Genomic DNA, 15,089 nt, shown 5'->3' with positions numbered 1-15,089 from the left:
CTGAGCACGATGTGTGTGTGGGGGGATCGCTGGCGAAGGCGGGGGTGATGCCCGATGGAGCGACGGTTCGGTCACCCTCCCCGGGCGCGCTGGCACGGCCCGGCGCACACCTCGCTGCCCGCACGGCTCGCGCACGGAAGGGGCGGACGGAAGGAGAGAGCTCCCTGCGGAGGAGGGAACAGGTGACCACGCGGACGGCCCGGCAGGGGGTCACAGCACGCACGGCACGGTCCGCGTCAGGTTCGCGGAGGAACGGTGCGGGTGCGCCTGCGAGAACGCCGCCTTGGAGACGGCTACGGTCTGTCGACTTCGATGATCACGCGGTTACGATAACACCGTGCCCAGGACAACACGCCCTGTCTGCACGGCACTCGGGGAACGCGCTCATCCCGCGTGGACGCCCGCGTCTCACCTAGCCATGCCCGGTCCCCTCACCCGGCCGTCCATCGCCTGCGCCGACGCATGCGCAGCTCCCGTGGTCCTTCCTCACCCACACCGGCCTGACCATTCACCCCCAAAACTCAGTAAGTACACACCCCGCCCCACCTCGCCCGTACCGCCCGGCGCCGGCACTGTCGGCGAACCGGAACGGGCGGCGACGCGCCCCTCGTCCCGAGGGCCGCGTACGGGCGGCCGAATCCGGGGTTGCGACCTTCGACGACGTCGCGGCCCCATACGGACGCGGGAGAGGCACACACATACTTTGGTATGACCCGCGCCGCGGAGTGCCCATCTTTCGTCACCGGGCGGGTTGTATCCGCCGCCCTTCGGCCGAAGTCCCGGCCTCTCCCGCGCCCTAGCGTTGCCGACCATGAAGACTTTCACCACCCGCCCCGGCCCGTTCAAGGGCGCCCCACCCGCGCTGCCGCGCATCTGTGCCCACGGGAGGCACACGTCATGACCGAATACGCTCTAGAAGCCGTCGGGCTGGGCCGGCGCTACCGCCGCGGCTGGGCGCTGCGGGACTGCTCCTTCCGGCTGCCCGCCGGACGGCTGTGTGCCCTGGTCGGACCGAACGGCGCGGGCAAGACCACCCTGCTCTCGCTGGCCGCGGACCTGCTCACCCCGAGCACCGGGATGATCAGCGTGTTCGGCGAGGCTCCCGCGTGCGCCGCCGCGCGGCGGCGCACGGCCTTCCTCAGTCAGGACAAGGCCCTCTACAAGCGTTTCAAGGTCGAGGAGACCCTGCGCATGGGGCGCGAACTCAACCCCTCCTGGGACCAGGCACGGGCTGAGGGGATCATCGCCGAGGGCAACGTGCCGTTGTCCGCGCGGGTCGGCACGCTCTCCGGCGGTCACCAACAACTGGCCGCAGCGAAGCGCAGCTCCCACCCTTGGCTGGACTGGTCATCGCTCACGAGGCCGGCTGCTTGGGGAGTAGGCGTCAACGCGTCTGGTCACGCAGAAGCCCATCGACGCAAGCCGGCCAAACTCGCCGATCGGGCTGGCCTCCGAAGTTGCCCGAGGTCACTTCACCGCCCGCCCTGCGGAGGAGCCCCATAGCTGGAAGCGACTGAGCTCGACCGGAACCGGGACACCCCAGCGGCCTGACGAGACCGTGGGCCGAAGCTACGGCGGAGATGCCCGCAGACGCCCGTGACTGTTCCGCCTGAGGATCGTTGCCTACAGCAGAGTCGCTCTGTGAAGGCTCCAGCTCAGCAACTGCTACCCCGTGAGTAGTAGCTCTGCAATGACAGCTGAAATACGCTCCGCGTGATCGCTGCTGGCGCCTCTGAGTCATGCGAACAGCCAGTGTCAGGTCACGGGGCTGGCACGGAAAACGAACCATGGAGTCCCACAACCAGGCACGAGCCAACGCTGCACGGCGACGGCAGCGCGAGACCGGCGAATCCTACGCGGCCGCGCTGCAAGCGGTCCGGCTGGACAGGCTGAGCCGGCTCGGCGACCTCGGCGGAGCAGACGGCACACCAGGGGACGCGTCCACCGACCTCCATGAGAGGCCTGTACCCGAGGAACTAACCGAACTCGTGCGGTACCACTCGCACCGCATCGCCAAGTACCTCTACTTCGCCGTCGACGAAGGCCACTACCGAGACGACCTCGCAGAGTGGCAGCGCAATACGCTGTACAAGCTCACCGACGCCTTGGAACACCTGCACCTGCTCGTCGGGACGATCGCCGCCTACCTGCGTGACGCAGGAGTGACGGACTACTTCCTGCGCCGCTACCTCCAAGTACGAGACGACCGGCAGGTAGAGGCGTACTTCACCCCGAGCGTCGAGGAACACCTGGCTGGCCTCCTAGGCAGGGAAGAACCGCATGACTCAGTGATCTGGCACGAGGTCGGCCGTCACATCGCCGCCCGCTCGGGATGGAGCAAGCCCGAACGGCACGATGAACTCGAAGTGCTCCTGCACGCCGTCTACGCCAACTACCCAGACGACTCTCAGGCGTTCGATCACTTGCCCACAGCCCTGCGGGAGCGCGTCCTCGCCGTGCTCCCTCACTTGAGGGCCAACCCCCATGCCGATGACCGCTGAGCGGGGGAGAGGCGCTGGATGCCGGAGGCGATCACTGGTCCTCTGGCCACTGCGCCAACGCGCTGTGCGTCTCCTCGTCGATGAGGGTGATCTATGCGCCGTGCTGGCCGCCGTGCCGCCCTACCCAGGCGGAGCGCTTCCCGCGTGCGCGCGACGTGCTGGACGTCACCCTCGTCCAGCACACGGTGGTGGTGGAGGTGGCAGTGGATGTCGCCGCGACGGAGCCCACCGATGGCGTCACCCTGTACGCCCGCACCGTGTCCGCCTCGACCTCTCCCCGCGAGCCGTAGCGCTATTCGGCGACTGATAGGCGGGACGCAGGCGGCCCCGCACCGTCCTGGCGCTGGGCCGCTGCCCGCATTGACGCACCTCTCGGCCGCTGCTCCTGCCTGGCGGGACGCGCCGCTGTTCGGCCTCTTCTTGCAGTTCACGCCGCGTGACGTGTCTGCATGACAGTGGTAAAGATCGTCCGAACTGGTCAGATGCACCGGCTACCGGCGCGAGACCGTTGTCGGGAAAGTGGATGTCTTGATCGTTCGGATGAGAGAACCTCAATGAATGCGAGAACAAGATCCTGAGGACGAGGACCCAGACGAGCAGCAAACCAGTGACAGTGAGGCTGAGTCTGCTGAGTCGGGGGACGACCAAGTAACACCTGCGGAGGACGACACCTCCTCACACCTGGTGCCGCGTCCCGTAGCGCGTCCAGCATCGCTCTTTCGCATTGACCCGTTGGCGGGGTACAGGGCGGCGCTGGACAGGATGCGGGTCGATCCGCTTGCGGGGTACCGGGCTGCGTTGCGGACTGACCCGTTGGCGGGGTACAGGGCGGCGCTGGACAGGATGCGAACCGACCCGCTCGCGGGAGTTCTGCATAACCTCGCTGAACAGGCACGTCACGCCTACCCTCTTGCGCTTCTTCAGCAGATCACTCGCCTCCGGGCCGAGTGGATCCCAGAAAATCTGCGGCATCTCCCCCCGACGCACTGGGACTGGCTTTTCCGCGTGACTGTCAAGGACGGCGTCTGCCTGACATGGGCTCCACGGACCAGCATCGTTCAGGAGTTGCTGCAGTACAGGACGTCAAAGGAACGCCATCAGTGTCTCCTCGATCACAGAGCGCAGGTCGCAGAAGACGTCATAGCGGGCTTGGGTGAGGTGATCCACCCGGATTTGAACGCATACATAAATTTCGCCAAACAAGCGGCTTCATGCATTCAGGCTGGACAGGATGCAGCCGCCCAAGCATTGCTCGGCAACATCTTGGACTCAGCACTTCGGGTTCATGGCAGTAGCTGGTTCAAAGATCAATTCGGCAGCTCCGGCGACACCTCCCACAAGCTGATCCAAGGCAGCCTCAAGCACCGCCCTGGCTCGACGTTCGCAGGGGGAGGGACAAAGCTCGCGCCGTACCTACTGGTGCTCTCCCTGAAGAACGCCTTCGATGGGCCGCATCAGCACCAGTCGACGTTCAACCGGAACCTCACCGCGCACCACACGCGCCAGGACATCTACCGCCCTGAGTTTGCTCTGACATCACTGCTTGCCGTGCATGGCCTGCTCAGACAGCTCGACGGCTACCTGAGCAGTGACCCCGACCCGACTGAAGAGGACGGAGCGGCCGCCGGGTCAGAGTGGACCGTCGTACTGAATGAGGTCCTGACTGTCTTCGGTGCTTTGAACCACACTGTCGCCCAAGAAGCCTTTGTGGCCTCCGTTGACGACGCAGATCCAGAGGAGTACAGGGAGAAGCGCACACTCGTGGTCAAGGCCCTTGCCAGCTTCCGAACCAAGCTGCCGCCCGCCTACGGTGCTGCTCCCACGTGCAACTCTTGTAACAGCGTCGCAGTGCCTGGAACGGCTGAAGCCCGGAGCGGCAAACCTGGGACGTTCTGGTGGTGCGAGGCATGCGCAAGCCGAGTGGGCGACCGCAAGGCCTCGTAGCTGGAGAGCGATGACATTCGCGTCCGGCCAGGGGCCGCTTCCCGTCCGGCGGGCCCCGGTGAAGAAAGTTCGGCCGCTGCTCCCGCCTGGCGGGACGCCGGGCTGATCGGCCTTTTCTTGCAGTTCAGAGCCGTGTGGCGTGGTCTGCATGGCAGTGGATATCAGGGTGATTCGGGCCGGTCAGATGTACCGCTACTACCTGCGCGAGACCGTTGTCGGCGACGGCCGCCGCCCGTCCCGCATGCCGTTGCGCGCCGCCCAGGAGCAGGCCGGTGTCCCGGTCGGGCGCTGGATGGGCCGCGGCCTGGTCGTGCTCGGGCTGAAGGTGGGTGAGGAGGTCACCGAGGCGCAGCTGCGGAACCTGTTCGGCGAGCGGGGCCGCCACCCGTACGCGGACCAGATCGAGACCGCACGGCTCACCGCGGGCGACTCCCCGAAGAAGGCGTATCGGGCCGGCGCCCTCGGACGCCAGGTGACGGTGACGGGTGTCGACTTCGTGTTCCGGCCGCAGCCGACGATCTACCTCCTGTGGGCGTTCGGGGATGAGGAGACCCGGCGGCTGATCGAGGCCGCGCACGAGTACGCGATCGAGCGGGTTCTGGAGTGGATCGAGGACGAGGCCGCGGTGATCCGGTACGGCAAGGACGGCATCTACCGGGTCCGGCCGCCCGGCGGTCTGGTCGCCGCACGCTTCCGCCACTACGAGGCTCGCTCCGGGCGGCCCTTGCTCCATGACCATCTGCTGCTGTCGGTGAAGGGGCAGCGCCTGGACGGGAAGTGGGGCTCGATCCACACCACGGCCCTGTACGAGAACACCGTGGCCGCATCCGCGCTCTACAACGAACTGGTGGCCGCGGAGGTCTGCGAGGCGCTGGGGCTGGCGACCGAGCCGCGCATCGTCACGCCGGGGCGCCGGCCTGTGATGGAGATCGCCGGGGTGCCGCACGAGCTGATCCGCTGGACCGCCCGGCGCAGTGACCAGATCGCCGCCTGCCTGACCGAGCTGGAGCACGAGTACGTCACCGCCGTCGACGACGACGGCGAGCCGCTGTTCCTGCCCGTGGTCTCCGAGCGCGCCCGCGCCAAGCTCAACGCCATAGCCGCCCGAAAGACCCGCCCGCCCAAGCAGTCAGCCCGGCCGCTCGCGCAGCTGCGCGCGTGGTGGAAGGCGAGCGCGATCCTCACCTCCGGTGTTGCCGCCGACGTCATCACCTCCCTCCTCGAGCAGGCCCGCGCCGCAGCCGCGGCGATCCGGGCCCGGGCCGCCGCCGTGGTCGACATAGCGCTGGCGGCCGTCGATGTCGCCGCGACCGTGTTCGTGATGAACGACGGTGGCCGCTTCCACCGCCGGCACCTGCTCGCCGAAGCTCGTCGCCACCTCGCCCTGGTCCAGCGCGGCCGGCGTCGCGACCCCGGCCTGGACGACCAGGTGGTGGCCGCCGCCATCTTCACCCACTGCCTGGACATCACCGAGCCGAAGACCGTACGCGGCCTGGAGGCCAGTTACCGCCTCTACACCGCCCGGTGGGCCCTGCCCGACCTCCCCTCCCGTCGCCGGCCTCCGACCCTGGCGCCCGACCCGGACCGGCAACCTCCAGCCGATCCCGGCGACCCGGCCGAACCCCGGCCCCCGGGCCAGGAGGCGGGGGAGTGGGAGATCCCCCGCGTCCCGCTCCAGTACGAGCGCGCCGTCCTCGCCGGCGTTGTGGTGCGGGAGAAGCTGCGGACCGCCACCACCACCGCCACAGCCACCGCCGTGCGGGGCCGGGCGTACGACGTCGTCGCTCACCAGCAGGCGGCGATGCCCGAGCAACTGCTCGCGCCCGAGCCGGCTGACCCCAAACACGACGACCAGGAGCAACAGCCCGACCGCTGCGCGGCGCTGGACCTGACGGCGCTGCGGGCCCGGCAGGAATCCCGCACTGACGTGGAAGCCCTCGATCTCACCGCCGAACGCCTGCGCCACCTCGAAGAGGCATTCACCGCGGCAGCCGCCCGCGCCCACGCCACCATGAACCGCTACGCCGAACAGGCTGATGCCGACGCAGTGTGCCCGACGCTCCCGGACGACCCACGCACGCATCACCCCCAGCAGCCGGACCCACGCCAAGGGCCACAGGCCGGCCCCGGCCGCTGACCCCACCCACCGGGTGCACCAAGGAGAGCTGTCGGTGCCGTCACCCGGACGAATGAAGGAGCTGCCGCAGCGGCCAGCCAGCTGCGGCGGCGTGCCCTCCCTACGGCACACTGCTGGGCGGCCCTCAACGGTGGGCCAGCATCCGCAGGGCGCTCTCCGGCCAGACGCCCCGATGTCCTATGGCGGATGCGAAGGAGCCAGGCCCCGACCCCATGCCGCAGCACGCAACCTGTTCGCACTACCTGTGCGTACCGGGGCCGGACGGTCCGCAGTCAGGAACGCTGATGAGTCACGGAGACCTCCTCACGCAGAAGGCCCGCTACCGCTCCCGATGCACCGGCATCGGGCACCAGACCGGCCTCCAGCACCTCCAGGCCCTCCAGGGGCAGGACCCGGTACCTGCCGCCAACCATGACCAAGCCCGCCTGGAGGCCGCCGTGTTCGAGCGGCTGGGCGGCACGATCGACTACTGTGCCCACCCCGCCGGCGTCGCGCGCGTTCATCCCAGCACCGACCACTTGGTCCTGGATGTCGATCCGAAGCTCGGTCCTGAGCACTCGCTGCCAGAGCACTGCCTCCAGGCTCTGCTGCCTACCCAGTACACCGGGCCGGACGAGGACGAGGGACGGGAGCCGGGAGGCATCGCCGGGGTGAGGGTCCTCGGGACCGACGCAGCCGGCCTCCACCTCGGACTGGCAGGCACCCACGCACACGTCACGATCGCCGGGCCGGACCCCAAGCAGTGGGGAACCATCCTCACCCGGCACCGGGCATCATGCTCTGACCACCACCTCATCCCCTTGTGGGACGAGCCCGCGATGACCCCGTTCGAGACTGCCTACCTTGCAGCCGACCCCACCTGGTGTGAGGAACAAGCAGACCAAGCGTGGGTCGCCAGCGGCCTGCTGCGCCGCATCGCCCTGTTCCACACGGTGACCAAGCCGTACTCCCTCAAGTACTGGCCGCACGGGCTGGGCTGGAAGTTCGAGCTCCGCTACGAACACGACGTCCCGATGGACCATGAGGCGCTCCTTGCGCACCTGACCCACCCGGTATGGGGAATGCCGCTCCAAGCCACTCGCGAGCATTGCGTGTGCAAGCCCTGCGACTGCGACAAGGGAGCAGAGCGCAACTGCTGGTACACCCTCGATACGGGAGGAGGCCGTCGCGGCGAGATCGGACTCCACTTCCGGCGTGCCCGCGCTGGCCGTGACACCGACCAGGAGTACGAGCGACTGGTCGCGGCAGGTGCTGACCCCAAGTGGCTCGCACAGGCCCTCCCGTCCCGCCACCAGCGCTCAGCCGCCTAGAACGTCTTCCCGACACTCGAGGCCCGCGCCGCCTGATGAGGTTGGTTGGTGCGCGCCGACGGTGTCCGGCATCCACTCCACCCAGTGGAGCCCACCGGCCGGAGTGAACGCCTGCGCTCGGCATCCCCTCCACCGAGTGGAGCCCACCGGGTGGAAGTGGACGACATCGAGAAACGCACCGCCTCCACCCGGGCGCGGTGTGCTCATCGCATGGTTGGCGTGCGGGCCTGTGGACAGAGACCAGGTAGTTCTCCCTGTCTCAACACCGGGGCGAATCGCGGCTGCAAGGGTCAAACCGGGCCCCTTGTCCAGGGTGGTCGGCCCGACCACGATCCCGACCCTGACCCCCTTGTCCGCCTCTGCTACCGCCCGCCCATCGCCACGTTTCTCCTTGACCTGGCCACGGTTAGACGGCGGACAAGGGGGCCCCCTGCACGCTGCTCCCTCGATCCCCGCCCACCAGGGCGGCCCGAAGCGAAGGAGCCACTGCGATGACCACGCACCGACCCCCGGCAGGCGCCCGGCGCGCCCGCCCCGACCACGGGCTCGACCACCGGCGGGCAAGCCGTCCCGGCCTCCTGTGGTGCGCACTTGGGAGGCCACTGTGGAACCCACTTTGGTGCCCGGCACCGAGCCGGGCGGAGAAAGCCCAGGTCACCACGCAGATACGGTCTCGCGCCGCGTTGTCACAACCCTCTTATCTACTCCTGAACTTCTGTGTGATGTCCGTAGAGGAGGAGATCATCGGGTTCGGGGTCGGGGTGCCCTTGGCGGCCGGGCGGGGCCGGCGCTCGGCAGGTGGCCGCGCGTGCCAGACGACGGGGAAGGGGCGCAGCTGATGGCGGTCAAGCGTGAGGAGAACCCGGCGGGGTCGTCGAACAACCTCCGCGGTGATGTGCTGCGGGTGCTCGGAGTGCTGAAGGTCGCGACGGTCGAACAGATCCAGCAGATCTCAGCCCCGCACCTGAGCTACCGGCACACCGACAAGCCGACCCCGTCGAAGCGGAAGCAGGCCCGCACCGCCTCGCACACCGGGGCGCTGTCCGATCTGCGCATGCACGGCCTGGCAGAGAACGGCGGGCAGCTCCCGGGCGGGGACACGCTGCGCAACCTGACGCCCATGGGATTGAAGGCCGCCGCCCGGGAGTTGGGGCGGCCGGTGGGGGAGATGGGCGACCCGGCCCGCGGTGCGGGCCGTACCGGCGCCTCCCACCCGATGACGGTCAACGAAGCCGTGCTCGCCCTGCTGCGCCCGAAGCCGAACCTCGCCCAGCTCGCCAACGAGCCGGCCGATGTCCGCGCCGCCGCGCAGGCCGCCTTCGACGCGCCCGCCGGGCTGGGCACCATCGCCTCCTATGCGACCGAGGTGGCGCTGCCCGCGACGGGCACCTGGGCCAACCCGGGCAAGGGCGGCGCCCAGGCGGACATCGTCATCACCGCGCCCGAGGACGGGGTGCCGCTGCTGTTCGTGGAGATCGACAACTGCTTCGAGGCCGCGCAGGTCCTCGCCGCGAAGATCGACAAGTACATGCGGTTTGGCCGGCGGAAGGTGAAGGACGTCGACGGCAAGGAGCGGCCGATGTGGCGCACCCGCTGGTGGGTGCCCGACGGCCGCCGCGGCGACTGGCCGCACCCGCCGCTGCTGCTCGTCTTCAACCGGATCGGCCCGCGCAACCCCGACACCGTCACCCGGCAGCTGGCCGAGCTCACCGAGCGGCACTGGAAGGGCACCTGGTACGAGGGCGGTTTCCACATGTACGACGGCAAGCTGCCCATCGTGGCCACCAGTATGGAGCACCTGAAGGAGCACGGCCCGGCCGGAGCGGTCTTCCGGCGCTTCGGCCGGCCGCACAACCAGACGCTCCTCGAGGCGATAGGCAACCCGCGCCGCGAAGCCCACGATGTCCGCAAGCAGGCCGAGTACGCAGCCCGTCAGCGGGAGCACCAGGAGGAGCGGCGCCGCATCGCCGCACAGCACCGGGCCGAGCGGGAGGCCCGCCGTCCCGTGTGCGCCGGCTGCGGCACCCGGTTCACCGACGAACGGTGGAAGGCCCTCGAGCCCGCCGGGTGGGGGACACCGCGCGAGACCCACCCGCACCTGTGCGACGACTGCAAGCAGGGCGTCGTCGCCGCCGAACGCCAAGCCGAGCAGTCCCGGCATGAGCCCCAGGAGCACGACCAGGGCGTGCCCGAACAGAGGGCGGAGGGCGGTTGGCTCTCACGCTTTCGTCCAGGGGGCGGGTGAAGGCCCGCCGCCCCGCCACTCGATGAGCTGGGATCGGACGACATCCATTTCGTCGAAGGACTGGAGGCCGGCTTCCTGAATGAAGGCGGCGATGTCGGTGGGGGTGTAGGCGATGCCGACGAAGTGGTCGTTGATGCGGACGCGCCGGCCCCCGTCATCGGCGGGCGGGTAGATGATGACGGGCCGGGTGTGGTTCATGAGCCCAGGGTGCGCGGGGTGACAGGAGCACGCATGCGGGCCGCCGGGCCTGCTCGTAGGCTGGATGCGCTCGGGGTTGTCGCGGAGGTCTGCCATGCCCCGAACGATCTGGTCCGGCGCTATCAGCTTCGGCCTGGTCACTTCTCTGAACTACGCGGACTGCGGCTTTCTCGACGGGCAATAACGATGAGCGCCTCGAGCCCCGCTGCGGCGCCCACGATCTGCATGTGGATGGACTCCGCCATCGAGCCGGGCGGAAATGCCCGCGAACTTGGTGAACGCGCGTCCGATCGTCACTGCCGGTTTGGCGAACGATGTGGACGAGGTGAACCAGCACGCGGACCCGCCGAGGGCTCAACAGCCTGTAACCGATGTCCTGATCAGCCGCTCAGTGCAGCCGGTCGGTGGGCTCTGTCGCCTGGATGGGAGTGGCTGCCAGGCTGGCGAGGAGCTTGAGGCGCTCTTCGGAGGTGCTGTTCGGTTCGGCGGTGTAGAGGCTCAGGTCGTGCGTGGCTCGCTGCGAAACGGGCAGGTTCAGAGACTGGTAGGTCAGCTCCAGATGGCCGACCTCGGGGTGTTCCAGCCGCTTGGTGCCCTCGTGGCGGATACGGACGTCGTGTGCGGCCCACATGGTGCGGAAGTCGGCGCTGACGGTGGACAGCTCGCCGATCAGGTCGCGCAGGGCCCGGTCATGCGGTTCACGGCCGGCCTCGGCACGCAGCAGCGCGACGGTGGCGGCGGCGCCGGCGTCCCAGTCGACGAAGAAGTCCTGTGAGCCGGGGTCGAGGAAGTGGTACCGGGCGAAGTTGGCACGGCCGCGTTTGTCGGTGGTGCGGCTGTCGAACATGGGCGCGTGCAGAGCCCGGGCGAGCGCGTTGTGGGCGATGACGTCCAGACGGCCGTTGCGCACGAAAGCGGCGGACATCGTGACGGAGTCGAGCAGCCACTGGATGCGGGGCGGGACTTCGACGTCCTTGCGGCGGGACGGCGTGCGGCGTGCGGGCCGGGCGGCGCGGGCCAGGTCGAAGAGGTAGGTGCGTTCGTCGTCGTCCAGTTGGAGTGCCTGGGCGACCGCGGCGAGGACGTCTTCGGACACGCCGCTGATGTGGCCCTTCTCGAGGCGGGTGTACCACTCGGTGCTGACGCCTGCGAGGACGGCGACCTCCTCACGCCGCAGTCCCGGGACCCGGCGCCGGGCGCCGGTGGGCAGCCCGGCCTGCTCCGGGGTGATCTTCGCGCGGCGGCTTGCGAGGTAGTCCCGGATCTCGGTGCGGTGGTCGCTTTGGTCATTCATGCGTTCCACGGTAGCCACCTGCTCGCGCGGAGGGAGGTTGAGCTTGTACCCCCTATAAACGCAACCTTCCTCAACCCTGAGCCAGCCAGTTTCCTGGGACGCGTACCTCGATCACGAACCCCAGGAGATGAACCTTGAGTACGCGAGGAGCGACCCTCCACGCCCCCGCCGAAGCACGGGCCGAGCAGCCTCACCAGGCACCGCGTGCCAGGCTGCCGCTCGTCGTCTACGTGCTCGCGCTGGGCACGTTCCTGATGGGCACCACCGAGTTCGTCGTGGCCGGTCTGCTGCCCGAGATCGCCGGCGACCTCCAGGTCAGCGTCGCCCGGACCGGCCTGATGATCACCGTCTTCGCCATCGGGATGATCGTCGGCGCCCCGCTGATGGCGATGCTGACCCTGCGGTTGCCCAAGCGGCTGACGCTGATGCTCGCCCTGGGCGTCTTCGCCGCCGGGCACGTCATCGTCGCCCTCAGCTCGAACTTCACCGTGGTCCTGGCGGCACGGTTCCTGACCGCGATCGCCACCGGCGCGTTCTGGGCCGTGGCCAATGTGGCCGCCGCACGCGCCGCGGGCCCCGCAGCGAGCTCCCGCGCCCTGGGCCTGGTCGGCGCCGGAGCCATGCTCGCGAACGTCGTCGGCGTGCCGCTGGGTGCGCTCGCCGGGCAGCTCATGGGCTGGCGCGGCCCCTTCTGGGCCCTGGCTGCCCTCTCCGCAGCGGCCATCGCCCTGATCGCCCGCACCGTTCCCCACGACGACGGCGACCAGCAGGCGGTGTCGATCCGGTCCGAGCTGACCGCTCTGCGCTCCGGCCGCCTGTGGCTGGTCCTGGCGGCCTGCGCCACCACGACCGGCGGTGTCCTGGCGGCGTACTCCTACATCTCCCCCCTGCTGACCGAGCGGTCGGGAATCGCGTCCGGAACCGTACCGCTGGTCCTGGCCGGCTTCGGCCTCGGCGCCCTGGCCGGCTCGCTCGTCGGAGGCCGTCTGGGCGACCGCCGCCCGCACACGGTGACCATCACGGCCGCCGCGGGAGCCACGTTCCTGCTCCTGGCGATCTCCCTGCTGGCCGGCTACGCCGTGCCCACCATCATCCTGGTCGCCCTGCTGGGCTTCTTCGGCCTCGGCGCCAACCCGGTGCTGATGGCCCTGGCCGTCCGCTTCGCACGCCAGGCCCCCGTCCTGGCCTCCGCCCTGACCGTCTCGGCGTTCAACCTCGGCACCGCCATCGGCTCCTGGATCGCCGGCCTCACCCTCGACACCTCCCTCGGGACCACCGGCCCCGCCATGATCGGCACCGCCATCGCCGCCCTCACCCTGATCCCCACCACCGCCATCGCGCTCCTCCAGCGCCGCCGGGCCGCAGCCATGGGCTAGGCAGCCACGGACGCTGGCACCACACGTGACACAGAAGCGCAAACACCAATAAATACGGCTAACCACTGCTGAAGCGGTGAGGGTGGTCCCGGCTGTCCCTCCCCTCTGGCAGCACTCGCAGCACACACCTCTGCACCGGAAATGAGGAAAGAAATGGCACGCCTCGACAACGCGGTCACGGTCGTCACGGGAGCAGGAGGCGGCGTGGGCCGCCAGGCGGCGCTGCGGCTGGCCGCAGCGGGATCGCGCGTGGGACTGACCGACCTGGACGCCTCCTCCCTGGAGGAGAGCGCGGCCCTGGTGCGGGAAGCCGGGGGTGAAGCCATCACGGTGGCCGGCGACATCGTCTCCGAGCAAACCATCGACGAGCTGACGACCCAACTCGTCGATGCCTACGGCAAGGTGGACGGCCTGGTGAACAACGCAGGCATCGTCTTCTCCAAACCGCTGCTGGAGCACACAGTCGAGGACTTCGACAAGGTGATGCACATCAACACCCTGTCCTGTCTGGTCACCGCCAAGCGGGTCGTCCCGGAGATGGTGAAGGCCGGCGGCGGGTCCGTCGTCAACGTGTCCTCGATCGGCGCACTCGCGGCCCTTCCCAACATCGGCGTCTACTGCGCGTCGAAGGCCGCCGTCCTGGGCCTGACCCGCTCACTGGCCATGGAGTACGCGCCCCACAATGTCCGGGCCAACATCCTGTGCCCGGGACTGGTCGACACGCAGATGGCGGCCGAGCACCAGAAGAGCTTCGCCACCCCTCAGGACGCCGTCGAGGCGCTCGCCGGCCGACAGATGCTCAAGCGGTATGCACAGCCGCAGGAGATCGCCGACGTGATCGTTTTCCTGATCAGCAAGGAAGCCTCCTTCATGACCGGAGCCACCGTCCCCGTCGAAGCCGGCTGGACCGCCTGGTGACCAGGCCCCCTCTGCAACCGCCCTCGTCGGTCAACGGCCGCGGTGAAACAACGGGGCCTGCCCACTCACGAGGGACCCAGACCCCGCCCCGGCGGCCGCACACCGAACACCGCAAAAGGAGGACAGTAGCCATGTCTGACTCTCCCCGTACGACAGATGTCCGCGCGATGGTCGTCGACAGCTACGGCGGCCCGGACACCCTCACCGCGCAGGACGTCCGCCTGAAGGCTCCCGGACACGGCGAAGTCCTGGTCCGCCTGGCCGTGGCAGGCGTCAACTTCGTGGACATCTACATGCGCCGCGGCCTGAAGCCGGTGCCACTACCCTTCACGCCCGGCCTAGAAGGGGCCGGCGTGGTGGAGGCCGTCGGCCCCGGCGTGAGCAACGTCCAGCCTGGCGACCGCGTCGCCTACGCCCAGCAGACCGGCGCCTACGCCGAAGCCACCGTCGTGCCCGCCGACAGCCTGATCCCGCTGCCCGACGACGTCTCCTACGAGCAGGGCGCAGCCTTCCCCCTCCAGGGGATGACCGCCCACTATCTCATCCACGAGTACCGCAAGCCGTCAGCAGGCGACGTGGTCCTCATCCACGCCGCCGCCGGCGGCGTGGGCCTCCTCCTGGTGCAGTGGGCACGCCACCTCGGCGCACGCGTCATCGGAACGGTGTCCACGAAGGAGAAGGCAGCGGGGGTCCGCGAAGCAGGCGCCCACGACGTCATCCTCTACACCGAACAGGACTTCGCCGAAGAGACCCTGCGCCTGACCGACGGGCACGGAGCCGACCTCATCATCGACGGCGTCGCAGCGACCACCTTCGCCGGAAACCTCAAGGCCGCTGCCCTGCGCGGACACATCGTGATCTTCGGGGCTGCCAGTGGCCCCGCCGATCCCATCTCGCCCAACGTCCTCATGGAACGCTCGCTGTCGCTGTCCGGCGGCGATCTGTGGCATTTCATGGAAACCCGCGAAGAAATGCTCCACCGCGCCGGCGCCGTGATGGAGGGCATCGAGAACGGCTGGCTGACGCCCCGCATCTCCCGGATCCTCGCCCTGGCCAACGCCGCCGAGGCGCACCGCCTGCTGGAAGACCGCCGGACCATCGGCAAGGTCCTGCTCGCCACAGGCACCTGATCTACACCACTCCCCTCACGCACCATCTGGAACGGA

At 69.1% G+C, this 15,089-nt stretch carries 11 protein-coding genes and 2 pseudogenes; 10 read left to right on the top strand and 3 right to left on the bottom strand.

From position 1 onward, the window contains the following. Positions 1–897: 897 nt before the first annotated feature. From ACZ67M_RS36815 to ACZ67M_RS36785, 7 genes and pseudogenes are all read left to right on the top strand, one after another. Positions 898–1,314 (top strand): annotated as a pseudogene (locus tag ACZ67M_RS36815) (ATP-binding cassette domain-containing protein); the annotation flags it as partial. Positions 1,315–1,787: 473 nt separating this feature from the next. Next, the gene (locus ACZ67M_RS36810) at positions 1,788–2,501 is read left to right on the top strand and encodes a hypothetical protein (protein WP_469854219.1); all 714 of its coding nucleotides are present in this window, start codon (positions 1,788–1,790) and stop codon (positions 2,499–2,501) included. A gap of 80 nt (positions 2,502–2,581) precedes the next feature. Then, positions 2,582–2,791, top strand: a complete 210-nt coding sequence (locus ACZ67M_RS36805; protein ID WP_469854218.1) for a hypothetical protein — start codon at positions 2,582–2,584, stop codon at positions 2,789–2,791. A gap of 715 nt (positions 2,792–3,506) precedes the next feature. Beyond that, on the top strand, positions 3,507–4,445 hold the full coding sequence (locus ACZ67M_RS36800) for a hypothetical protein (protein WP_469854217.1): 939 nt from the start codon (positions 3,507–3,509) through the stop codon (positions 4,443–4,445). A 148-nt stretch (positions 4,446–4,593) separates the two neighbouring features. Beyond that, positions 4,594–6,582 carry a MobF family relaxase gene (gene mobF / locus ACZ67M_RS36795; RefSeq protein WP_469854216.1) on the top strand — a complete coding sequence of 663 codons (1,989 nt, stop codon included), beginning with the start codon at positions 4,594–4,596 and terminating at the stop codon, positions 6,580–6,582. Between the two features lie 284 nt (positions 6,583–6,866). Further along, complete coding sequence (locus ACZ67M_RS36790) at positions 6,867–7,892, top strand: hypothetical protein (protein WP_469854215.1); 1,026 nt, start codon at positions 6,867–6,869, stop codon at positions 7,890–7,892. Between the two features lie 808 nt (positions 7,893–8,700). After that, complete coding sequence (locus tag ACZ67M_RS36785) at positions 8,701–10,137, top strand: replication-relaxation family protein (RefSeq protein WP_469854214.1); 1,437 nt, start codon at positions 8,701–8,703, stop codon at positions 10,135–10,137. Here ACZ67M_RS36785 and ACZ67M_RS36780 read toward each other — a convergent pair. The 3 genes and pseudogenes from ACZ67M_RS36780 to ACZ67M_RS36770 form a co-directional block, all read right to left on the bottom strand. After that, positions 10,111–10,335, bottom strand: a complete 225-nt coding sequence (locus ACZ67M_RS36780) for a hypothetical protein (RefSeq protein WP_469854213.1) — start codon at positions 10,333–10,335, stop codon at positions 10,111–10,113. The two genes, ACZ67M_RS36785 and ACZ67M_RS36780, sit on opposite strands and share 27 nt — an antisense overlap. A 137-nt stretch (positions 10,336–10,472) precedes the next feature. Next, a pseudogene (locus ACZ67M_RS36775) lies at positions 10,473–10,680 on the bottom strand (aquaporin family protein); the annotation flags it as partial. 43 nt (positions 10,681–10,723) lie between these two features. Beyond that, positions 10,724–11,629, bottom strand: coding sequence for a helix-turn-helix transcriptional regulator (locus ACZ67M_RS36770; RefSeq protein WP_469854212.1), 906 nt, complete (start codon positions 11,627–11,629; stop codon positions 10,724–10,726). A gap of 134 nt (positions 11,630–11,763) precedes the next feature. Here ACZ67M_RS36770 and ACZ67M_RS36765 point away from each other — a divergent pair, with 134 nt between their 5' ends. The 3 genes from ACZ67M_RS36765 (at position 11,764) to ACZ67M_RS36755 (ending at position 15,053) form a co-directional block, all read left to right on the top strand. Continuing rightward, a complete protein-coding gene (locus tag ACZ67M_RS36765) occupies positions 11,764–13,005 on the top strand; it encodes an MFS transporter (RefSeq protein WP_469854211.1) in 1,242 nt (413 codons plus the stop codon). 153 nt (positions 13,006–13,158) lie between these two features. Next, positions 13,159–13,923, top strand: coding sequence for an SDR family NAD(P)-dependent oxidoreductase (locus ACZ67M_RS36760; RefSeq protein WP_469854210.1), 765 nt, complete (start codon positions 13,159–13,161; stop codon positions 13,921–13,923). Positions 13,924–14,054: 131 nt separating this feature from the next. After that, positions 14,055–15,053, top strand: a complete 999-nt coding sequence (locus tag ACZ67M_RS36755) for a quinone oxidoreductase family protein (RefSeq protein ID WP_469854209.1) — start codon at positions 14,055–14,057, stop codon at positions 15,051–15,053. Positions 15,054–15,089 lie beyond the last annotated feature (36 nt).

It is taken from the genome of Streptomyces sp. NPDC107500 (genome assembly GCF_055582785.1).
The sequence above is the reverse complement of the archived record's forward strand: the minus strand, read 5'-3'. Positions and strand labels throughout refer to the sequence as shown.

Bases quoted from the DNA above. Each gene is read 5' to 3' on its own strand.
- ACZ67M_RS36790 (WP_469854215.1), top strand. From the start codon at position 6,867: ATGAGTCACGGAGACCTCCTCACGCAGAAGGCCCGCTACCGCTCCCGA.
- mobF (WP_469854216.1), top strand. From the start codon at position 4,594: ATGGCAGTGGATATCAGGGTGATTCGGGCCGGTCAGATGTACCGCTAC.
- ACZ67M_RS36770 (WP_469854212.1), bottom strand. From the start codon at position 11,629: ATGAATGACCAAAGCGACCACCGCACCGAGATCCGGGACTACCTCGCA.
- ACZ67M_RS36755 (WP_469854209.1), top strand. From the start codon at position 14,055: ATGTCTGACTCTCCCCGTACGACAGATGTCCGCGCGATGGTCGTCGAC.
- ACZ67M_RS36760 (WP_469854210.1), top strand. From the start codon at position 13,159: ATGGCACGCCTCGACAACGCGGTCACGGTCGTCACGGGAGCAGGAGGC.
- ACZ67M_RS36805 (WP_469854218.1), top strand. From the start codon at position 2,582: ATGAGGGTGATCTATGCGCCGTGCTGGCCGCCGTGCCGCCCTACCCAG.
- ACZ67M_RS36810 (WP_469854219.1), top strand. From the start codon at position 1,788: ATGGAGTCCCACAACCAGGCACGAGCCAACGCTGCACGGCGACGGCAG.
- ACZ67M_RS36780 (WP_469854213.1), bottom strand. From the start codon at position 10,335: ATGAACCACACCCGGCCCGTCATCATCTACCCGCCCGCCGATGACGGG.